Genomic DNA, 22,289 nt, shown 5'->3' with positions numbered 1-22,289 from the left:
TTCTGGCGTGCCCTGATGCGTGTCATCGTCGCGCTGCCGCGTTCTTCGGACGACGATCTGCTGCGGTCGACGGGACTGACGCTCACCGAGTACGTCGTCCTGATGAGCCTGTCCGAGGGCGAGAACCAGGAGCTCCGCATGGCGAACCTGGCGGCGGCCACCGCGCTGTCCGCGAGCCGTATCACCCGCGTCGTGGACGCGCTGCAAAGCCGCGGTCAGGTCGTGAAACGGCGTTACGAGGGAGACGCCCGCGGGAATGTCGCGACGTCGTACTGGGCCACATGCTCCCCCACTAAGTATCCGCAACAGAGAAGCGGTCCGTCGGAAAACCGACGGACCGTCATGCGAGATCGAGGCCGGGTTCAACGAGAATGACCTGACGGCTGCCGGAAACTCGAATCAACGGTGTTTCCGCGCGACAGCTGATCGAATGGCGCGCCAAGTCATGGTCGTTGAGGTCAGTTCAAGCCGACGATCCAGTGCTGGTTGGGGTTGTAGGTACCGCTGCAGGTCCAGACCTGCACCGCAAGTCCTTCTGCTGTGGATCCGCCTGGCACGTCGAGACAGAAATTGGTGTCGACGAAGTGCACATGGCTCCTCAGGGTGACGTCATTCGGCAGCGCGGCACTGGCCTTCCACTCGGCGTTGCTGACGGTGGTTCCGCCTGCCACCGCGCACTCGTCCTGCCAGACCGGCCCCCCGTTTGTCAGCGTGTCACTGACGAACATGCACCAGCCGCTCGGGTTGAGAAATCTGAAGTGGTTGCTTCCCATGTCCAGGGCAAACCAGCCCTGGGCGCTGCTGCCGTCGCAGGTCTTCTGCACGATGGGCGCACCGAAGCTCGTGCTCTGCGGTTGCAGACACTTTCCGCTGGCGACGTTCAGGATGCGATGGAATTCGCCGACCAACGGAGTGGCGACGGTACTGGGCGCGGTTTGTGCGTTTGCCCCGGTGACGCCCAGGATCGAGCCGATACCTGCGAGCAGGAGAGCTACCATGAGGCGAGCTGATTTCCTTGCCATTGTGGGCACTTTCCCACACCATCCTTCCGACGGTTTATTGAAGAGCACGGACCTTTTCCTCGCTCTCCTTCCGATTCGAAGTGGCATCCCGAGTTTTCCGCACGCGAGGCGCCGGGGCATGAGCAATCACTACTCAGAGGACCGTGTGAGGATCGGTGCACGTCTCGGTACCGCTTGAAAGAGTCGAGTCAAGGGGTCCATGTCAATGAGTGGGATCGGGTTCACTGGGGTGGCCGGGTGATACGGGAGATCGTCAACGCGAGCCCGCACCACGGCCGTATCCGCTGTCCCCTCGCGCCCAGTGCCGCGTGGCGCCGTTCCTCGAACGAGGCGAACACCGTGATCCCGGGCCTCGCCCCCACCGTCAACTTCCCCACCCGCCTCGACCGGTTCGGCGTCCCGATGTGGATCAGGTACGTCCTGGTCCCCGGCTGGACCGACGATCCGGAGGCACGACAACCCGGTTCCCGCCCCAGCCCTGATCGAGAGCGTCCGCACACGCTTCAGGAAGCATGGAGTCCCGGCTTTTTGATCATCTCGGAACGGGGCGGATCGGCAGAGAGGGCGAGCCGGCCCGTTGAAGACCATGGCAAGCGAAAAGTCACTCGCCATCGGTTCCTTTCTGCTTCGCAAGTACCAGGAACACATGGCGCGCCTGCGGGCTCCGCTGCCGGCTGTCGAGGTTCGGAAGCGGGAACGGCGAGGTCTCAGGAGGCCCGAGCGCGCGGGATTGCCATCGCGGAGTCGTACGGCCTCACCCCTCCGACTGGCCTGCCGGAGGCGGCACCGGCGCCCGCGGCCGAGCTGTGCGGGGCAAGGGAAAATGCCTGAGTACGCCGGGGATGTTCGCTGTACGTTGTGGAGGCGCGCTGAACAAGGGGCGCCGCGTGGCCGGCTGACCGCTGCGTGGTGTGCACATCACTACGAGGGCGAGGCAGGCTCCGGAGCAGTGATCGCCGAGGCGCGCTCTCCCATCGTCGCGGTTCCCCGGCATTCGGCGCGTATGCACGGAATGTGCACGGCAGTGGACCGCACGACAAGTATCCGCAGCTCAGAAGAGGTTTCGAGGCATACCCACCGTGTTCCTGACGATCAGTACCACCGGCACCCCCGAACTCCCCGCCACCGACCTCGGGTTCCTGCTGCACAAGCATCCCGAGAAGGCGCAGGCGTTCTCCACGTCGTACGGCCAGGCGTACGTCCTCTACCCAGAGGCGGACGCCGGGCGCTGCACGGCGGCGCTGTTGCTGGAGGTCGACGCGGTGGCACTGGTCCGGCGCGGCAAGGGCAAGGGACGCGGCGGCGCGCCCGACGCGGCGCTCGCGCAGTACGTCAACGACCGTCCGTACGCGGCCTCTTCACTCCTCGCCGTCGCGCTCAGCGCGGTCTTCTCCAGCGCCATGCGCGGCGTGTGCAACGCCCGCCCCGAGCGCGCCGCCCAGCCGCTGCCGCTGCGCATCGAGGTGCCCGCACTGCCCGCCAGGGGCGGAACCGACCTCGTACGGAAGCTCTTCGCGCCCCTCGGCTGGACGGTCACCGCCGAACCGGTCGCGCTGGACGCCGAGTTCCCCGAGTGGGGCGACTCGCGGTACGTCGGCCTCGTACTGGAGTCGGAGACACTGACCCTCGCCGAGGCGCTGCGCCACCTGTACGTCCTGCTCCCGGTCCTCGACGACGCCAAGCACTACTGGGTGGCCCCCGACGAGGTCGACAAACTGCTGCGCGCCGGTGAGGGCTGGCTGCCCGCGCACCCGGAGCAGAAGCTGATCACCAGCCGCTATCTGTCCCGCCGTTGGTCCCTCACCCGGGAGGCCATGGAGCGACTGGAACTGGTACGGCTCGCCGAGGCCGACGACAGCGAGGTCGAGGAGATCGACAACGCCGTCGAGCCGGAGACGGAGACCGAGGAGAAGCCGACGCCGCTCGCCGTGCAGCGCCGGGACGCGATCGTCGAGGCGCTCAAGGCCTCCGGCGCCGGCCGCGTGCTCGATCTCGGGTGCGGGCAGGGCCAGTTGGTGCAGGCGCTGCTCAAGGACACCCGGTTCACGGAGATCGTCGGCGTTGACGTGTCGATGCGCGCGCTCACCATCGCGGGCCGCCGCCTCAAGCTCGACCGCATGGGGGAGCGGCAGTCCTCGCGCGTCCAGCTCTTCCAGAGCTCGCTCGCCTACACCGACAACCGCCTCAAGGGGTACGACGCCGCCGTGCTCAGCGAGGTCGTCGAGCACCTCGACCTGCCCCGGCTGCCGGCGCTGGAGTACGCGGTGTTCGGCGCCGCCCGCCCCAGGACGGTCGTCGTCACCACCCCGAACGTCGAGTACAACGTCCGCTGGGAGACCCTCCCGGCCGGACACGTCCGGCACGGCGACCACCGCTTCGAGTGGACGCGCGCCGAGTTCGGGGAGTGGGCGGCGAAGGTGGCCCAACGGCACGGCTACGACGTCGAGTTCGTACCCGTCGGACCCGACGACCCCGAGGTGGGCCCGCCCACCCAGATGGCGGTCTTCCAGCAGATGACCACGAAGGAGGCGAAGGCGGCATGACCGAGACACAGCACAAGGGGCGGGTCCTGCCCGTCACCGACCTGTCCCTGGTGGTCCTGATCGGCGCCTCCGGCTCCGGCAAGTCCACCTTCGCGCACCGGCACTTCAAGCCGACCGAGATCATCTCCTCGGACTTCTGCCGGGGCCTGGTCGCCGACGACGAGAACGACCAGAGCGCCAGCCGGGACGCCTTCGACGTCCTGCACTACATCGCGGGCAAGCGCCTCGCCACCGGCCGCCGCACGGTCGTCGACGCGACCAGCGTGCAGCAGGACAGCCGACGTCAACTCATCGACCTGGCACGGCAGTACGACGTCCTGCCCATCGCCATCGTGCTCGACGTACCGGAGGAGGTCTGCGCCGAGCGCAACGCCGCCCGCGTCGACCGGGCCGACATGCCGCGCCGCGTCATCACCCGCCACACCCGCGAACTCCGGCGCTCGCTGCGGAGTTTGGAGCGCGAGGGCTTCCGCAAGGTGCACCTCCTGCGCGGCGTGGAGGACATCGAGAGCGCGTCCGTCGTCACCGAGAAGCGCTTCAACGACCTGACCCACCTCACCGGCCCCTTCGACATCGTCGGCGACATCCACGGCTGCGCCGCCGAACTGGAGACCCTGCTCGGCAAGTTGGGCTACGACGACGGTGTCCACCCGGCGGGCCGCACGGCCGTCTTCGTCGGCGACCTCGTCGACCGCGGCCCCGACTCGCCCGGCGTACTGCGCCGCGTGATGTCCATGGTCGGATCGGGCAACGCGCTGTGCGTACCGGGCAACCACGAGAACAAGTACGGCCGTTACCTCAAGGGCCGCAAGGTCCAGCACACCCACGGCCTGGCCGAGACGATCGAGCAGATGGTGGAGGAGACCGAGGAATTCCACGCCCAGGTGCGGGAGTTCATCGACGGACTCGTCAGCCACTACGTCCTCGACGGCGGCAAGCTCGTGGTCTGCCACGCCGGCCTGCCCGAGAAGTACCACGGCCGCACCTCCGGCCGGGTCCGCTCGCACGCGCTCTACGGCGACACCACCGGCGAGACCGACGAGTTCGGCCTGCCGGTGCGCTACCCGTGGGCCGAGGACTACCGGGGCCGCGCGGCGGTTGTCTATGGTCACACCCCGGTCCCGGATGCCAGTTGGTTGAACAACACGATCTGCTTGGACACCGGCGCGGTCTTCGGCGGCAAGCTGACCGCGCTGCGCTGGCCGGAGCGGGAGCTGGTCGACGTACCGGCCGAGCAGGTCTGGTACGAGCCGACCCGCCCACTGCGCTCGGAGGCACCCGGCGGCCACGACGGCCGCCCGCTCGACCTGGCGGACGTACACGGCCGACGCGTGGTGGAGACCCGGCACGCCGGCCGGGTGTCGGTCCGCGAGGAGAACGCGGCGGCGGCCCTGGAGGTCATGAGCCGCTTCGCGGTCGACCCGCGCCTGCTGCCGTACCTGCCGCCGACGATGGCGCCGACGGCGACCTCGCGGGTGGACGCCCGCGGCGGAGCCGCTGATGGACACTTTCTGGAGCACCCGGCGGAAGCGTTCGCGCAGTACGCCGAGGACGGGGTGACGCGGGTCGTGTGCGAGGAGAAGCACATGGGCTCGCGGGCGGTGGCGCTGGTGTGCCGGGACGCGGAGACGGCGGCCAAGCGGTTCGGTGTGGACGGCGGCCCGACGGGGTCTCTGTACACGCGCACGGGCCGCCCGTTCTTCGACGACGGTACGGTCACGGAGGAGATCCTCGGCCGACTGCGCACGGCGCTCGACGAGTCGGGCCTGTGGGCGGAGCTCGACACCGACTGGCTGCTGCTGGACGCGGAGTTGATGCCCTGGTCGCTGAAGGCGTCCGGGCTGCTGCGCGGTCAGTACGCGGCGGTCGGCGCGGCGGCCGGAGCGGTGTTCCCGGGCGTGGTGGCCGCGCTGGAAGGCGCCGCCGAACGGGGCGTGGACGTGACGGCCCTCCTCGCCCGGCAGCGCGAACGGGCCGCCGACGCCTCGGCGTTCACCGACGCGTACCGGCGCTACTGCTGGACCACGGACGGCCTCGACGGCGTCCGCCTGGCCCCGTTCCAGATCCTCGCGGTCCAGGGCCGCAGCCTCGCCGCACTCCCGCACGACGAACAACTCGCCCTCCTGGACCGGCTGGTGGAGCACGACAGCACCGGCCTGCTGCAGACCACCCGCCGCCTGTACGTCGACACCGGCGACCCGGAGTCGATCCAGGCGGGCGTCGACTGGTGGCTGGAGATGACAGGGCGGGGCGGCGAGGGCATGGTCGTCAAGCCGATCGGCGCGGTGGTACGCAGCGCGGCGGGCCGACTGGTCCAGCCCGGCATCAAGTGCCGCGGCCGCGAGTACCTGCGGATCATCTACGGCCCGGAGTACACGCGCCCCGACAACCTCGCCCGCCTGCGCGGCCGTTTCCTGAACCACAAGCGGTCACTGGCGATCCGGGAGTACGCGCTGGGTCTTGAGGCTCTCGACAGGCTGGCGGAGGGGGAGCCGCTGTGGCGGGTGCACGAGGCGGTGTTCGGGGTGCTGGCGTTGGAGTCGGAGCCGGTGGATCCTCGGCTGTAGGCGTCCATTCCCGGTGGGGAGGCACGATCGCGCCTCCCCACCGGGAATCCCACCGGACCCACTGGTCCTGAACCTCAAAGGCCCCTGGTTAACCGTGAGTTGCCGTGCTATCTTCGCAGGTCGGTCCAGCAGGCATACCGACTCATGGGGGACAGTCGGTGGAGACAGGCGCGGGGTTCGGCGAACCCGGGAGCGATCTCGAACGTGTACACGGACTTCAGCTGCTCGCCAAATTGACCGACGCGTTGTGCGAACTCAGTTGTCTGGACGATCCACAGCAGCGGGTGCAGTTCGGCGTCGTCCTCGGGGAGCACTTGAACCGGCCGGTCGACTTACGGGGCGTCAGACTGCGCGATGACGCCATCCTTCTCGCTCGCGCCTCCTTGAGCGTGGCGGGCGGCGAACGCGTACTTCTGTTGGTGGTGCGAGTTTATGAAGGACCCACGGCGGCAGGTGAGTTGGAGCGACTCTTCGCCCCGGTCGTCGGTACGTCCGCGAGCGAGGTGCCGTCCGGTCCGCTGACGAGCGAGGACGAGCGCGACGCCCGCACCCTGCTGGACTCCGCCAAGGGCGAAGTTCCCGCACTTCGCCTGCGGGACGAACTCGTCGGGGAACTGAATGGTGTCGACCTCCCCATGGGACTCTCGCCCGAGCAACTCTTCACCTATGTCGTCGAGTTGAACGTCCAGTCCGACGGCCTTCCTCCCGCGGTGCTGCTTGTGGAACACGCGGCCCTGCTTGCCGAGACTCCCGATCGCCGGACGGATCTGGCCGACTGGGCCAGAGAATGGGCACGGCGGGCGGACCTGTCGGACGCGTTGGAGCGCCGCCGCGTCCGGCGCGCCGCCGCGGCGTACAACCCCGGGATTCCCCGCTGCCTCGTCGTGGCCGTGGAGCCCGCCAGGGACGGTTCGGACGAGATCGTGGTCCGTCCCTGGCTCAACACCGCGCCCGGCCGCTGGAACCCGCAGCCCGGAGAACCCGAGACGACCACGATCGAGGGCCTTGGCCCGGCCGTCGAACGAACGCTGCGCCAGGGCGCCTGGCTGTGGACGGCCGAGCAGGAGTCACCCCCCGATGGACGGGAACAGGCGCCGCCGTACGTGGAGTTCGTCCTTCCGTACGACCTCCTCAACCACGATGTGTCGGGATTGAAGTTCCAGACGGGCGACGGGAGACCGTTACCGCTCGCGCTGAAATACGCAGTGCACCTACGCAGTCTGGAACGGATGCGTACCACCGACGTACGGATTCGGCAGCAATGGCTGGCACGCTGGCGTGCTCTCAGCGAGCAGGGGGTCGTGGTGCACGGCTGGCGGGAGCCCGACGCCGACCGGCTGGACGAGTGGGAAACCGTGCTGGCCGGGGAAAGCAGACATACGGCAGTCGTCATGGACGCTCCTGGATCCGCCTCACCGCTGGCGGCGCTCAAAGCGGCCATCGCCGAGGGTATCGGGCTGGCTCTTTGGGACCGTCGGGGCGTTTTCATCGAAGAGCGGCGGGAAGTGGTGACTGCTGTGTTCGCGTCAGTGCCGACGCCGACACAGATCCCCTTGGCCATCCATCGTCTTCGCCTCAGGGCCGAACTCAACAACGCCGACGGCCCCCATCTGCTCGGGCGTCACATCGCTTTCTTCTGGGACGACCCGAATCGACTCGTCGACTTCCACGACTTCGATCAAGACGATCTCGCCAGCGAGGAGGCACCGGCATGACCACGCAGGAGCAGACGGTTCCCAGTGACTGGCACGTCTTCCACGCCACCGGACATGCCCCGGACGGTCTGCCGCCCGAACTGCCCGCGGCCCCGGCGTGGCGACAGTTCCGCGGTGGCCCGCTCCAGCCTCCGCCGCCGGAAGACGAAGAGGCCGCGACGCGGCGCCTCGGACCCGGCGACGTGACCAAGCAACTCGGCGCGGGGGAGACCGACATCGTCAACGCGGCGTTACTGCTGCGTCGGCCGCTGCTGATAACCGGGCCACCCGGCATAGGGAAGTCCACCCTCGCCTTCCTCATCGGACGCGAACTCGGCCTGGGACGCGTCCTGGAATGGAACATCGTCAGTCGCACCACACTGCGCGACGGGCTCCACACCTATGACGCACTGGGGCGGGCACAGGCCATCGCCGCCTGGCGGGCCGGACTGCGGGGGGCGGCTGCGGCCGGGCTCGACGACGGCACCGACGACAGCGCACCCGTTTCCCCGTTCGACCCTCAACAGAGCCCCACGTTGGGGGAGTTCGTCACCCTCGGCCCGCTGGGCACAGCCTTGCTGCCCTACGCCCGTCCCCGCGTCCTGCTCGTCGACGAACTGGACAAGAGCGATATCGATCTCCCCAACGACCTGCTGCACGCCCTGGAGGACGGCAGCTATGAGATCCCCGAACTGGTGCGCGACGCCGCCGAGTCGGCCCGCGTGCACACCAGCGACCCCGGCGGCCACGCGGAGGTGCGTGACGGACGCGTCGAGTGCCGGGAGTTCCCGGTCGTGGTGATCACCAGCAACGGGGAACGGGAGTTCCCGGCCGCGTTCCGCAGGCGCTGCCTGCCACTGGAGATGCGGCCGCCCACCCGGGAGCAACTTCTGGCCATGGTGGAGAGCCATTTGAGGGCGCGACCGGAGGGCACGGAGAACCTGGTGGACGGCTATCTGCGCCGGGTAGGGAGCGGAGGTATCCACTCCCTCGATCAGTTGCTGAACGCAGTACAGCTGACTACTCTCAGTGGTTTCCAGGCCGACGCTCACGGCAGTAAGCTCATTGAATTGCTGCTCCGCGATCTCGCGAAGGGCCGCTGAATTGACCGGCGTTGACAGGGAGCGCTCATCCGAGCAAGGCGACGAGGACCCTACTGCTGGGACGTCGTCCTTCTTGTCATTCCCTGAAGCCGACGCGGACGCGTTACCGCACTGGAAGGAACTGGCTGACGTCGTATGGCTGGCGGCCTACTGGGATCGCTGCGGTCACCGTGCCGACGACAGCACGGTACCGGATCCGGCAGACGACGGGGCCTTGGCCCGTCCGCACATTGACCCACTGGTCTCCACCGTCGCGGAGCAGCCTCCTGCGGCGACTTCCGACGACGAGAGCCGTTCCAGTGCCCCGTACGCTCGCCGGCCGGTTGCGGCCTCGGTCGGAGCTCCGGGCGTCGGCGGCACGGCGCCGAGCCCCCGGCTGTTACCTGATCCCGAAGGCACCGAGGTAGTACACCTCGACCGGCCCCTGCTGCCGGACACGGAGTCGGCGCGGGGAACACCGGGTCCCGGCAGGGAGACAGCCCGGCTCGCCCGCGCCCTGCACAGGCTCGCCCGCCGTGTTCCGTCCCGGGTGACCAGAGAACTGGACGAGGAGACCACCGCGGAGCGGGGCATCGTCGACGGGTTGTGGATGCCGTTCCTGCGGCCGGCTCTCACCTCGGCCTTCGATCTGGTTCTCCTGATCGACGACGCGCCCACCATGTGGATTTGGCAGGGCACCGCCGCCCAGCTGGTCGAGGCGGCCGAGCAGAGCGGCGCGTTTCGTTCCGTGCGCGTCGCGAGGGTCACGGTGCCGCGCGATGGATTCCCCACCGTGCGGCGCGGCACCGAACAGGTCGCCACCGATCCTGCCGAACTCCTCGACGGAAGCCGCGGTCGCGTCTTCGTGGTCGTCACCGACGGTCTGGCGCACGGCTGGGCGGGACCAGCCGCCGACGCCCTGCTGGGCCGTCTGGGGCGGGCAGGCCCCACGGCCGTTGTCCACCTGCTTCCCAGCCACCTTCGACGCCGCTCCTCGCTGTACCCGTACGAGGCGGAACTCGGGGCCGGTGGCTTCGGCGCGACCAACGAGAACCTCGAACACTGGCCGCCGCCCGGCGGACCCGATCCGATGCGTCCTCTCCCGGAGGGCAGCGACGGGTCCGTGCCGGTGCCCGTCCTGTCGCTCAACCCCGGATCGATCGCCTCCTGGGCCGAACTCGTCACGGGGAAGCAAGGGGTACGGCGTGGACTCCAGGTCGTGCTGGCCGGAACCCTCACGAAGGGCGCGCCCGCACTGGGCCTGAACGCGCCGAGGTTTCCCCGCGCGGCGACGGCCACCGTGCGCCGTTTCCTCGAAGTCGCCACTCCGTCGGCACGTAAGCTCGCCTGTCAGTTGGCCGCGGCTCCCTTCGAACGGGAACTGATCGGCCAGATCCGCAGCCGGATCAAGCCGGGGACCCATCCCGATCACCTCGCCGAGATCCTGATGGGCGGCCTGATCGACTGGAACGGAGATGGTGAGGGGCAGCCGGAGTTCGCCGAGGGCGTGAGGGAGGCGCTCCTGGCGACCACGACCCGAGTCGAGCTCTGGATCACGGTCAACGCCCTGGCCGGCCTTCCGTCAGCCGGTCGGCGAGGCGTGGCGCTGCGTGCCGCTCTGCTTGATCCGGAGGGCACCGCGCTGCCCGATCCGGCGGAGCACAGCTCGTTACTCGCGGAGTTGGCAGTAATGCGGGCTTTATCGAGTAAGCGTTATTCCGAACGTGTGAAACGCGTCGAAGCGCGTTTAGTTGCATCCGGCACAGCGAAGCCAGCCGTGATAGGTGGAACCGGCGGAGGAGCGGGCATTGATCACTCCGTGTCCAGAGTCCCCGATCCACCACCTGGAGAGCATGTGGCGATTCCGGTTACCGATGCATCCCACCCCGAAACACCGGAGGATGAAACTCACATGCCGAGCACCGCGACCGGAACGTCGATGACCGGAGCACCGGCCCTCCTGGTGAACGTCCCTTTGCGGAACACCTCGTTCGTGGGCCGGATGGGGCTCCTCCAAGCGGTGGAGGAGCAGCTGAGCGCCCAGGACACAGCAGCCGTACTGCCGCACGCGCTGCACGGGATGGGAGGCGTGGGCAAGTCCCAGCTCGCGCTTGAGTACGTCTACCGCCATCAACAGGACTACAAGGTGATCTGCTGGATCCCCGCCGAACAGGAAAGCCTGATTCTCACCGCGCTCGCCACCCTGGCCGCGCGGCTGCGGCTGGTTCCCGCGGTGCAGGACAGCGGCAGCGCACTCGCTGCCAACACGGCAGTACCCGCAGTCCTGGAGGCGCTACGTTCGGGTGTGCATGACAACTGGCTGCTGATCTTCGACAACGCCGAGAACGTCGACGTGGTGCGCGGCTACTTTCCCGCCAATGGCCCAGGGAAGATCATCGTCACCTCCCGGAACCGCGAATGGGAACGTGTGGCGACCCCGCTTCCGGTCAACGTGTTCGAGCGGGAAGAATCGATCGAGCTGCTCCAGAAGCGGTCCCCCGACCTGTCCCAGGCCGACGCGGATCGGCTCGCGGCGGCCCTGGGAGATCTGCCGCTCGCCGTGGAACAGGCTGGGGCCTGGCGCGCTGTCACAGGGATGCTCGTCGAGGAATACCTCGATCTATTGAACCAACGTAGTCCGGAGATCCTCGACCTCGACCCAGCCCCTGACTACCCTCTCACCGTCGCGGCAGCGTGGGACATCTCGCTGGAGCGGATCAGAGAGAACACCCCGGGCTCGCGCGAGCTCCTGGACATCTGCGCCTGCATGGCGCCGGAACCGATCCCGATCTCCATGCTCCGCAAGAGTCGTGGTATTGACATCGCGCCCGACGTCGACCCCATTCTGCGTGAGTCGATCAAACTTAGGCGGGCTATTCGTGACCTGACCCAGTTCTCTTTGGTGAAACTGGACCTTCGGTCCGATACGTTGCAGATGCACCGTCTGTTGCAGAACGTACTGCTTGCAAAGCAGGAACCCGAGGAACGTGAGCGTATGCGCAACGCCGCCCATCAACTGCTGTCGGCGGCCAAACCTGGCCACTACGCCTCGTCCAAGGAGTGGCCCGCCTACCAGGCACTGCTGCCGCATGTCCTCAGTTCCCAGGCCGTGACGAGTACTGACACGGATGTCCGCGAACTGGTCTATGACACCACGTTCTTCCTCTACTACTGGGGTGACTTCGAAGGTGCTGCCAGCCTCGCCCGAGAGGCGTACACGGCCTGGTCCGAGGCGTCCGGCGAGGAAGACATCCGTGTCATCCGCATCTCGAAGATCCTGGCGTTCCTACTGCGAGTCGTCGGTGACAGCGGTGAGTCCATCCGGCTCAGCGAGCAGGCGCTGGAGACATCTCGTCGAGTGGAGGTCGACGAGGAGGACCTCATCGACTCCATGATCGAGTTGGCTGACGCGCGGCGTTTTCAAGGCAGGTTCGCGGAGGCCCGTGACCTGGGTCAGGAAGCCACGGAGCGGGCTCGCACGCAGTTGGGACCCGATGACGAGATCACGTTGCGGGCCGCCCACAGTTGGGGTGTCGACCTGCGACTGTGCGGTCAGGTCCGTGAGGCGCTGCCCATGGACCAGGAGACAGCGCGCTTGCGTGAGGAAGTGTTCGGCCCTGCCAGTTCTCTGACGCTCAACAGTCTCAACGGACTGGCGATCGATATCCGCGAAAGCGGTGACTACCCCGCCGCTCGCCTCCATCAGGAGGACGTACACCGCCGGGCGCGCGCCGCGCTCGGCGACGACAACCCTCTCACCCTGCGCATCGCCGGCAATCTGGCGGTCTGCCGTCGCCGCGACGGTGCTATCACCGACGCCGCCAAGCTCTCCGACGAGACATTCAACGGCTTTGTGGCAGGCTACGGTCCCCATCACCCCGACTCTTTGGCGCTGGCGATCAATGTCAGCGTTGACCGGCGACTCACCGGTGACCTCGAGGGCTCGCGCCGACTCGGTGAGGAGACGGCGGTGCGCTGTGCGGATCGCTACGGCGACAACCATGGCCACACGCTCCTTATGAAGGCCAATCTGGCGGCCACTCTGCGCGCTCTGGGCGAACTGTCCGCAGCCCAGGAATGCGAGGACGACGCAGCCACCCGAATGGCGGAGACGGTCGGACCTCACCACGTCATGACACTGACCGTCTCGATTGGCCAGGCGAACACGGCTTACCAGTGGCTGGACTTCGACCGAGCCCGCCAGATCGACGAGGCCAACCTCCCGCTGCTGGCCGAAGCGGCTGGAGTGGATCACCCGCTGACTCTCTCCTGCGCCTCGAACCTCGCACTCGATCTCCGGGGGCTGAGCCGCGGGGCAGAGGCGGACGAGATGGAGCGACGCGCGCTGGAGGGCTTCAAGCGAGTCGTCCGGGAAGACCACCCCTGGTTCCTGGCGGCCCGTCAGCGCCGCCGGATCGAATGCGACATCGCGCCGATGCCGTTGTGACATGACGTTCGGGCTGCGTGCGGCACATGATGCCGCACTCAGCCGGGACGCCGTGCCGGTCACCACAGGCAGTCGTACGGGAATCCGGAGCCGTGTCACGGGGGGCACATGCCGACAGTTGTCTTCATCCACGGGACAGGGGTGCGCGAACCCGGCTTCTCGGCCCTGGCCGGGCGGGTCGCTGCCGGGCTCGGTGCCCTGCGTGACGGACTTCGGGTCGTGCCGTACTACTGGGGCGGCTCGCACGGGGCCACGCTGGCGGCCGGCGGGGTGAGCCTGCCGCCGGAGACGGGTGCGAGCCGTGTCCTCGGTGACGGCCCCGCCGGATCGGACGCGGACGACGACACAGCCGCCTGGGCCGTGCTGTACGCGGACCCCGACGCCGAACTCGCCCTGGCGGCCGCCGGGGCCGCGTCAGAGGTGGAACGCCCGCCGGGGACCGTGCCGGCCGAGCAGAAGTTACAGGCGCTGCTGGTCGACCTGGCCGCCCAGGGTGACGGACCCGCAGCCGACCTCGGCCCCGGCCTGGCGCGCGCCGCGTCGGACCTGGCTTCCCACCCGTTGCTGGGTCCGGCAGCCGCCGCTCTGAACGCCGACGAACTCGCGATCGTCACCGCCCGCGCTCTGGTCGCGCGTCTCTTGGCCGACACGCTGGACGCCGACTCTCCGCTCATCCCGGTCGGTGACGTCCGGGACATCGCGGTCGACAGGGTTGCCCAGGCACTTGGCGCACCGGCCCGGGGCGCGGAACGCGGTGTGGGGACACTGCTGTTGCGCATGGTGGGCCGTGGCGCCTCCCGTGCCGTCGTGCGCCGCCGACGGGCCCTGACCGAGGCCGCCCACCCTGCCGCCGGGGACATCCTGCGCTACCTCAGCCGCGGCGAGGCGGTCCGGGCCGACCTGCGCGCACTGATCGAAGGACTCGAACCACCCGTCACCCTCGTCGGCCACAGCCTCGGCGGAATCATCGCCCTGGACACGCTGGTCACCGCCCCGCTCCCGCAGGTCCGCCTGCTGGTCACCGCAGGCTCCCAAGGACCCTTCCTCTACGAATTGGGCGCCCTGCCCTCCCTCATGCATCCTGACCCACTGCCGCGCCACGTCCCGCACTGGCTGAATCTGTACGACCCCCGGGACCTGCTCAGTTACCTCGGCGCCGGCCTCTTCGCCGAGCGCGTCACGGACATCGCGGTCGACAGCCGTCAGCCGTTCCCTGCCGCGCACAGCGCCTACTGGACCAACCCCGCCGTGTACCGGCACATTGTGGACCGGTTGCCATGACCGGCCCCCAGACATCAGTCCGGCGCCAGGACCCGAGCCGGGTCCATGCCTTGATCGTCGGCATCGAGAAGTACGACGCGGGAAGCGCCTGGGACCTGCCCGGACCCGCAAGGGACGCTCTCGCGTTCCATCGGCTGCTACGCAGCGCCGGGGTTCCGGAGTCCCAACTGCGGCTGCACCTCGCCCCTTTGCCTCCGTTCGTCCCCGACACTCCTTACCGGCCCGCCGACCATGCCACTTTGCGTCGCGTGCTCGTACGTGAACTCCCGTCCGTCCGGGGTGAGGTCCTGTGGGTGTGGTGGGGCGGTCACGGTGTCCTCGACCGTGCCGAACATCTCCGGCTGCTGTGCTCCGACGCCACCACCGGCGACAAGGTGGCACTCGACCTCGACTCCGCCCTGGCCCGCTACGCCGGTGACGCCGTACCCGGACTCGCCGAGCAACTGTGGCTCGTGGACGCCTGCGAGACGTTCGAGGAGGCGCTGGCCTTCCGCGTTCCGCTCCCCGCCGACGCCCTCCCCGTGGGGCATCGCAACCTCGCGCACCGGCAGTCGCTGCTGCGTGCCGCGGGGCGCGGCCGAGTCGCGGCCAACGATCCCGTGCGGGCCACCGGCCTCTTTTCGGACGTCCTGCTGGACCTGCTCGCGGCCCGCGCCGACGTGCTGCCCGGACTGCCCGATGCGGAGGAACTCTTTTCCGCCGTACGGGTTCGGGTGGATGCCCTGCGTGAGGAGGGTCGGACATTGCAGCATCCGGAGATCCGGCTGCAGAGTCCGCGGCGGACCGAGACGCTGCCCTCGGCGGAGGAGCGTGCGCTCTCTCCGCTCGGCCGCGTGGTGGAGGCGGTCATGGCCTACCCATGGACTGCTGACCCCGTCGAACGGCAGGCCGTCGTCGCCGCCTTGGGCTCACGCGTTTACGCGACTCTGCCCCGCCACCACAAGGCCCGCACCGACATCACAGGCATCCTCACCACGCTCGGCCGCCGCCGTCCCGAGGACCTGTGGGAGCTGTTCGACGTCGTGGTGTCGCTCGACGACGATCCCGAGAGGAGGTCCGAACTCGCGGACGCTCTGCGGGAATTCGCGGCATTTCGCACCCGACGGCTTCGTCTGGGCTGATCAGGTGGCGTGATCGTACGGGTTTCCGACTGGGGCTGTGTTCGTCATGATGGACAGTAATGCGGGGCATCGAGTGCCACTGTGTGAAAAGGGGATGCACCTTGGACCAGCCGCCTGCTCTGCACGACGCCCAAGCCGCCGCCCGCGAGCCGGCAGTCGCGGCAGGTGATGCTCTCGTCTGGGAGTCGGATCTGGCAGACCTCACGGAGGTACCGTTGACTGCATTGGACAGTCTTAGTCCGCTCCTTTCCGATTCCCCCATCCTCATCGAGATTCTGCGTGCCCGTAGCAGTACGAAAGGGGGACCCGAGCCAGGCAGGGCGGAGTGATGAGCCGTGAGCGGGCGGCAGTCTTCCTCGCGCGCCCGCACGCCTCACCGGAGGTTCCCGGAATGACCAGCGAGCAGCCCACGCCCCCGCTCCGCATGCCGAGCCACCTCTTCGAGGAACTCGCCGCCGGCGGGGGCTCGTCCGAGGCTCTCGCCTTTCTCGCGCGCGGTGAACGCGTCCGCAGGCTGCTGCTCCTGCGTACCTTGCTCGCTCGTCTCGACGCGGTGCCCACACCGCTGGATCCACCGGCTGAGGCATGGCGCACCCTCAAGAGCGCGGCCGCAAGGGATCCCGGGCCGGTCGAGCGATTACTCCTCGCACCGCAGACCGGCGGCTGGCTGGCCCATGTGCTGCGCCGGCTGCACGGCACCGCCGCGGGACCGACGCTCTGGGCAGAGACGGGCCACCTGAACGCCCTGGCCGTCTCGGCGGCTCTGCGCGCCGGGACGGAAGCCGACCTCAGGGTTCCACTCGCCGACGGTGCCCTGATCCTCCCCGGCCTGGGAATGGCGCGGCTGCCGGGCGCGCCGCGAGGTCTGTCGGTCGGCCGGGCGAAGGTGAGGGACGGCGAACTGAACCTTGTGTCGGAGGCGACCGACGTACCCGCTCTCGTCCTCCCTGACCCCGCCCCCGTTCCCGTACATGCTGCCAAGGACGTACCGGACCCCGCCCCGCACTGGGTGCCCCTGCGCACCCTCACACTCGCAGGACCGTCGGGAACAGCCGCCGTCCCACTGGACGATCTCGATCCGTACCGCGACCTCGACGACCCCATCGCTCCTGCCAGGCTCGACGCCGAGGAGGCGGCGGAATGGCAGCGACTGTTCGACGAGGCGGTGGGAATCGTCATCGCGCGGGGCATGTACGGTCCCGGTCGGCTCGATCCCGCCGAGATCCGGGCTGTCGTGCCGTGGGGCCGCACAAGTGTCCTGCCCGCCGCCCCGCCTACCGTGCGGCTCTCCGCCTCCAGCGGTGATTCCTACGGGGGCATGGTCATCGCCCGCCCCGCCGCCCCCCTCGCTCTTGCGGAAACCTTTGTCCACGAGTTCCAGCACAGCAAACTGGGCGCCCTGCTCCACCTGTTCCGGCTGCTGGACGACGACCGCGAGGAGCGGTACTACGCCCCGTGGCGCGGAGATCCCCGGCACCTCACCGGTCTCCTGCACGGCGCGTACGCGTTCACCGGTGTCGCGGGCTTCTGGCGGGACCGGATGGCCGAGGCGCGGCGGCCCGAGACGGTGGAGGTGGCCGGGTATCACTTCGCGCTGCGTCGGACGCAGAGCCGTCTTGCCGTGCGGACCCTGCTGGCGAGCGGCCGACTGACCGTTCAGGGGCGCGGGTTCGTGGCGGGGCTCGCGCGCACGCTGGACGGCTGGCTGCGTGAGACCGTCCCGGTGTCCGCCCTGACTCGGGCCCGAATGGCCGCGGCCCTGCACCGAACCGAGTGGCGGCTGCGCAACGTGCTTCCCGTCCCTGTGTCACCGGCCGCGCCGGACACCCCTGTTTTCCGTACCGAGCGGGTGTCCTGGCCCGACACTCGTACATACGCCTTCGCCGCGCCGCCCGACGTCCCGCGCACCGCCGACGAATACCTGTCCGCCGGTGACCCGGCCGCCGCGCTCACCCGCTACGCCGACGTACTGACTGCCGACCCCACCGAACCGCACGCCCTCGCCGGCTGGATCGTCGCCAGAGCGGCCCTGGACCCGGGTCGGACCACCCGCCGCATGCTGGCCCGGCCGGAACTCCTCCAGCCTCTGCCCAGCAGGTGACATCTCACCCCACCAACCGCAACCGCTCCCCACAAACCCCCACCCCCACCACCTGCCCCCACGTCAACTCCAGCGCATCCCCCTCCATCCCGTCCCCGAACACGATCAACTGCTCGGACTCGACGGTGAGTTGCAGTACCGCCGAACCACCCAGCTCACCCGCGACCAACGACGTCCCCGTCACCGGCGACGGCCACGCCTCCCGTACGAACCACACCAACCGGCCCTCCGAGGGGTGTGGCAGGGACAGGTCGCTGCCCCGTTCCTGCCACACCGACCGGAGCCACCCCGTGGCCCCGGTGCCCGTTCCCACGAGCACCCCGGAGGATGCCTGGGCCTCGACGACACCCCCGTCGCCCTCCAGACCCAGGCGGTATCTGGCCGTCTGATGACCGACGGCTCCCAGATAGATCTCGTTGAGCGCGACCAGCCGCTGCGTGTCGTCGGCGACGGCCTCGACCATGGTGAGTTCGTCCACCCCGGTGCGGGCCGCGTGCGCGGCGGGCAGCAGGACGGCGGCGTCCGACGGCCGGTGCCGGACCAGGACGCCCGGGTTGCGCCCGGGGTCCGTGTCGAAGCCCAACACCGGTTGCCCGGTGAGGTACTTGGCGACGTTGGCGACCAGCCCGTCCTGCCCGACCACGACCACCACGTCCTCCGGCGCGAACAGAAACCGGTCCAAGTCGGCCCGTTCGACCCGTGTCTGACGCCATGTCAGCGGTACCGCCGAGGAGACCTCGGCCAGCGCCCGCCTGGTCCGGCGGTGCCGTTCGGCGACCTCCTCGATGTCCCGGCCGCGCGACCGCAGGAAGTACGCGGCCTGGCCGTGCGTCCCGTGCCGGGCCACCAACTCCTCGTACTCCGTGGTCCGGTGGACGAGGACGACCCGCGGTGCGAGACTCACGCGCCGGCCTCGCCAGTACCGAGCTTGGCCAGCAGCCCCGTCAGCACGTCCGGCGAGATCGTGACGCTGTCGATGTTCGGCAGGTTCTCCGCGAGTCGCGTCCCGGTGAGCGCGTTCAGGGTCGCGACGTCGACATCCGCGTGCACCCGCAGCCAGGCCGCCTGGGCATACGCCCGCGCGTCGCCCACCTCGCGCGAGCCCTCGGCCTCGGCACGGGCGAGCCGTACGGAACGCGCGGCCTCGGCGTCGGCGAGCCGTACTGTCCGGGTCGCCTCGGCCTCCGCGCGGACCCCGTCGGCCGCCGCGTGCTCCTCTGCCTCGCGGCGGGCGTTCGTGCCGCGCTGGTCGACCAACTGCTCCTCGCGGCGGGCGAGTTCGATCTGGCTGTCGAGTTCGTTCTCGGCGATCGCGCGCTCCCGCTCGACCGCCACCGCCCGGCGTTCGTAGGTGGCCTTGTCCGCCTCCTGCTGGATCTGTTCGCGGGCCGGGGTGCGCAGCGCCCGCTCCACCTCGGGCTCGGGCCGCAGCGCCATCACGCGGACGGCGACCACCTCGATACCGGTGGCCGGGAGGCGGGGTTCGGTGCCGAGTCCCGCCGCGATCCGCTCCCGTACCGCGGTCACCCCGTCAACCAGAGCCGACGCGAGGGGAGTTCGGGCGAGTACGGCCAGCGCGTGCTGCTGGGCCGTCTCGGTCAGCAGGGTGCCCAGCTGCTCAAGGGGCGCGCCTCGCCACACGCCCGTGTCCGGGTCGACGGAGAAGTCGAGGCGTGCGGAGGCGAGGGCCGGGTCGCTGATCCGGTAGGTGACGGTCGCCTGGACCGCCACGTCCTGGAAGTCGGACGTACGGGCATGGAAGGTCATGGCCAACTCCCGGTCGTCGACCGGCACTTCGGAGAGCGCGGCGGTCAACGCACGGAACCAGAAGCTGAGTCCGGGCCCGTCGTGCAGCAACTTGCCCGAGCGGTGGTGGCGGATGTGCGCCGTCGGAGCCCCGCGCAGGTGGCGCCAGCCCAGGCGCCGGGTGATGTCGGCCATCAGAGTCCCTCAGATCCGGTCGGAAGATCCCGTGAGATCCCGCATCGATCTCGTCAATAAGACGATAATCGCCCAACGCACTTGTCGTCAAGAGGACGAAAACAAGTGGCGGTATGACAAGTAGGGGGTGAACTCGGTCCGAGATGGTCAGGATGGAGACATGGCACTCCATGTCGACTCCGAGACCGGGCGGCTGCGCCGCGTCATCCTGCACCGGCCGGATCTCGAGCTCAAAAGGCTCACCCCCAGCAACAAGGACGCCCTCCTCTTCGACGACGTGCTCTGGGTGCGCCGGGCGCGCGCCGAGCACGACGGCTTCGCGGACGTGCTGCGGGACCGCGGCGTCGCGGTCCACCTGTTCGGCGATCTGCTCGCCGAGTCCCTGGCGATCCCGGCGGCCCGGTCACTGGTCCTGGACCGCGTCTTCGACGAGAAGGAGTACGGCCCCCTCGCCACCGACCACCTCCGCGCCGCCTTCGAGGCGCTGCCCGCACCCGAACTGGCCGAGGCGCTGGTCGGCGGCATGACCAAGCGCGAGTTCCTGGACGCCCACGCGGAGCCGACCTCCGTCCGCTTCCACGTCATGGACCTCGACGACTTCCTCCTCGCCCCCCTCCCCAACCACCTCTTCACCCGGGACACCTCCGCCTGGATCTACGACGGCGTCTCCGTCAACGCCATGCGCTGGCCGGCCCGGCAGCGCGAGACCGTCCACTTCGAGGCGATCTACCGGCACCATCCCCTCTTCCGTACCGAGAAGTTCCACGTCTGGTCCGAGGGGCAGGCCGACTACCCGTCCACCATCGAGGGCGGGGACGTACTCGTCATCGGCAACGGCGCGGTGCTCATCGGCATGAGCGAGCGCACCACCCCGCAGGCCGTCGAGATGCTCGCGCACAAGCTGTTCGCCGAGGGCTCCGCGCGCACGATCGTGGCGCTCGACATCCCCAAGCAGCGCGCCTTCATGCATCTCGACACGGTGATGACGATGGTCGACGGCGACACCTTCACCCAGTACGCGGGGCTCGGCATGCTGCGGTCGTACACCATCGAACCGGGCGTCGGCGACAAGGAGTTGAAGGTCACCGACCATCCGCCGGAGCACATGCACCGCGCGATCGCCGCCGCCCTCGGGCTGGACGGGATCCGTGTCCTGACCGCCACCCAGGACGTGCACGCCGCCGCGCGCGAGCAGTGGGACGACGGCTGCAACGTCCTCGCCGTCGAGCCGGGCGTCGTCGTCGCCTATGAGCGCAACGCCACCACCAACACGTTTCTGCGCAAGCAGGGCATCGAGGTGATCGAGATCCCGGGCAGCGAACTGGGCCGGGGCCGGGGCGGGCCGCGCTGCATGAGCTGCCCGGTCGAGCGCGAGGCCGTATAGAAATTCGAGATATCGTATAGAATTCCAATCGTCCCTGTTCTCGTGTACCTCTGTACCCGCACCGATGGAGCGCCCCCATGGCGACAGTCCCGACCGCCCTCGCCGGCCGCCACTTCCTCAAGGAGCTGGACTTCTCCGAGGAGGAGTTCCGCGGCCTGATCGAGCTGGCCGCCGAGCTGAAGGCCGCCAAGAAGGCCGGGGGCGAGACGCGGTACCTGTCGGGGAAGAACATCGCGCTGATCTTCGAGAAGACCTCGACGCGCACCCGCTGCGCGTTCGAGGTCGCCGCGGCCGACCAGGGCGCCTCGACGACCTACCTCGACCCGTCGGGCTCGCAGATCGGGCACAAGGAGTCCGTGAAGGACACCGCGCGGGTGCTCGGTCGTATGTACGACGGCATCGAGTACCGCGGGGAGAGCCAGGCCGCCGTGGAAGAACTGGGCGCGTACGCGGGCGTCCCGGTCTACAACGGGCTCACCGACGACTGGCACCCCACCCAGATGCTCGCCGACGTGCTCACCATGACCGAGCACAGCGACAAGCCGTTGAAGGAGATCGCCTTCGCCTACCTCGGCGACGCCCGCTTCAACATGGGCAACTCCTACCTGGTCACCGGCGCGCTGCTCGGCATGGACGTACGGATCGTCGCCCCGAAGTCGTACTGGCCCGCCGAGGAGATCGTCACCGCCGCCCGCGCGCTCGCCGAGCGGAGCGGCGCGCGCATCACGCTCACCGAGGGGATCGAGGACGGTGTGGCGGGCGCCGACTTCGTCGTCACCGACGTGTGGGTCTCCATGGGCGAGCCCAAGCAGGTCTGGGACGAACGGATCGCGGCCCTCGCGCCCTACGCCGTGACCATGGACGTCCTGCGGGCCACCGGCAACCCGGACGTCAAGTTCCTGCACTGCCTGCCGGCCTTCCACGACCTCGGCACCAAGGTCGGCCGCGAGATATACGAGACCCACGGCCTCGACTCCCTGGAGGTCACGGACGAGGTCTTCGAGTCGGCCCACTCGGTCGTCTTCGACCAGGCGGAGAACCGGCTGCACACGATCAAGGCGGTCCTGGTGGCGACGCTCGCCTGATCAGTCCTGAGAACGCGGGCC

At 69.1% G+C, this 22,289-nt stretch carries 14 protein-coding genes and 1 pseudogene; 12 read left to right on the top strand and 3 right to left on the bottom strand.

The features are described 5' to 3' along the window. Window positions 1–15 precede the first annotated feature (15 nt). Window positions 16–375 (top strand): MarR family transcriptional regulator, encoded by a 360-nt coding sequence (locus OH768_RS13905; protein ID WP_406453508.1) that lies wholly within the window; start codon window positions 16–18, stop codon window positions 373–375. Between the two features lie 83 nt (window positions 376–458). On the opposite strand, the gene OH768_RS13900 is transcribed toward OH768_RS13905, so the two are convergent. Then, a complete protein-coding gene (locus tag OH768_RS13900) occupies window positions 459–998 on the bottom strand; it encodes an RICIN domain-containing protein (protein WP_406453506.1) in 540 nt (179 codons plus the stop codon). 375 nt (window positions 999–1,373) lie between these two features. Between OH768_RS13900 and OH768_RS13895 the strand changes: the two are divergent. The 9 genes and pseudogenes from OH768_RS13895 to OH768_RS13855 form a co-directional block, all read left to right on the top strand. After that, window positions 1,374–1,554, top strand: a pseudogene (locus tag OH768_RS13895) (pyruvate formate-lyase 1-activating enzyme); the annotation flags it as partial. Between the two features lie 547 nt (window positions 1,555–2,101). After that, complete coding sequence (locus tag OH768_RS13890; RefSeq protein WP_406453504.1) at window positions 2,102–3,565, top strand: 3' terminal RNA ribose 2'-O-methyltransferase Hen1; 1,464 nt, start codon at window positions 2,102–2,104, stop codon at window positions 3,563–3,565. Further along, complete coding sequence (locus OH768_RS13885) at window positions 3,562–6,132, top strand: polynucleotide kinase-phosphatase (protein ID WP_406453502.1); 2,571 nt, start codon at window positions 3,562–3,564, stop codon at window positions 6,130–6,132. Before OH768_RS13890 ends, OH768_RS13885 begins: the two co-directional genes overlap by 4 nt. A gap of 158 nt (window positions 6,133–6,290) precedes the next feature. Continuing rightward, complete coding sequence (locus OH768_RS13880) at window positions 6,291–7,847, top strand: effector-associated domain 2-containing protein (RefSeq protein WP_406453500.1); 1,557 nt, start codon at window positions 6,291–6,293, stop codon at window positions 7,845–7,847. Further along, window positions 7,844–8,929 carry an AAA family ATPase gene (locus OH768_RS13875; protein WP_406453498.1) on the top strand — a complete coding sequence of 362 codons (1,086 nt, stop codon included), beginning with the start codon at window positions 7,844–7,846 and terminating at the stop codon, window positions 8,927–8,929. The genes OH768_RS13880 and OH768_RS13875 overlap by 4 nt, the downstream gene beginning before the upstream one ends. A gap of 1 nt (window position 8,930) precedes the next feature. Further along, window positions 8,931–13,355, top strand: coding sequence for an FxSxx-COOH system tetratricopeptide repeat protein (gene fxsT, locus OH768_RS13870; protein ID WP_406453496.1), 4,425 nt, complete (start codon window positions 8,931–8,933; stop codon window positions 13,353–13,355). 108 nt (window positions 13,356–13,463) lie between these two features. After that, entirely contained in the window at window positions 13,464–14,636 is a 1,173-nt protein-coding gene (locus tag OH768_RS13865) for a hypothetical protein (protein WP_406453494.1), read from the top strand. Then, window positions 14,633–15,757 carry a caspase family protein gene (locus OH768_RS13860; RefSeq protein ID WP_406453492.1) on the top strand — a complete coding sequence of 375 codons (1,125 nt, stop codon included), beginning with the start codon at window positions 14,633–14,635 and terminating at the stop codon, window positions 15,755–15,757. The genes OH768_RS13865 and OH768_RS13860 overlap by 4 nt, the downstream gene beginning before the upstream one ends. A gap of 391 nt (window positions 15,758–16,148) precedes the next feature. After that, window positions 16,149–17,858 (top strand): HEXXH motif domain-containing protein, encoded by a 1,710-nt coding sequence (locus tag OH768_RS13855; protein WP_406453490.1) that lies wholly within the window; start codon window positions 16,149–16,151, stop codon window positions 17,856–17,858. 4 nt (window positions 17,859–17,862) lie between these two features. Here the strand turns inward: OH768_RS13855 and OH768_RS13850 are convergent, their stop codons facing one another. After that, on the bottom strand, window positions 17,863–18,762 hold the full coding sequence (locus tag OH768_RS13850; protein ID WP_406453488.1) for a hypothetical protein: 900 nt from the start codon (window positions 18,760–18,762) through the stop codon (window positions 17,863–17,865). Next, window positions 18,759–19,799: an SPFH domain-containing protein gene (locus OH768_RS13845; RefSeq protein ID WP_406453486.1), complete on the bottom strand. Its 1,041-nt coding sequence runs from the start codon at window positions 19,797–19,799 to the stop codon at window positions 18,759–18,761. The genes OH768_RS13850 and OH768_RS13845 overlap by 4 nt, the downstream gene beginning before the upstream one ends. 160 nt (window positions 19,800–19,959) lie before the next feature. On the opposite strand from OH768_RS13845, the gene OH768_RS13840 reads away from it, so the two are divergent. Continuing rightward, window positions 19,960–21,183, top strand: a complete 1,224-nt coding sequence (locus OH768_RS13840; RefSeq protein WP_406453484.1) for an arginine deiminase — start codon at window positions 19,960–19,962, stop codon at window positions 21,181–21,183. A gap of 77 nt (window positions 21,184–21,260) precedes the next feature. Continuing rightward, the gene (argF, locus tag OH768_RS13835; protein ID WP_406453482.1) at window positions 21,261–22,268 is read left to right on the top strand and encodes an ornithine carbamoyltransferase; all 1,008 of its coding nucleotides are present in this window, start codon (window positions 21,261–21,263) and stop codon (window positions 22,266–22,268) included. Window positions 22,269–22,289 lie beyond the last annotated feature (21 nt).

Origin of the sequence: Streptomyces sp. NBC_01622, from assembly GCF_045209635.1 — a bacterium.
In the GTDB taxonomy this organism is placed as follows: Bacteria; Actinomycetota; Actinomycetes; order Streptomycetales; family Streptomycetaceae; genus Streptomyces.
Note: the sequence above shows the minus strand (reverse complement) of the source record. Positions and strands in the feature narration are given on the sequence as shown.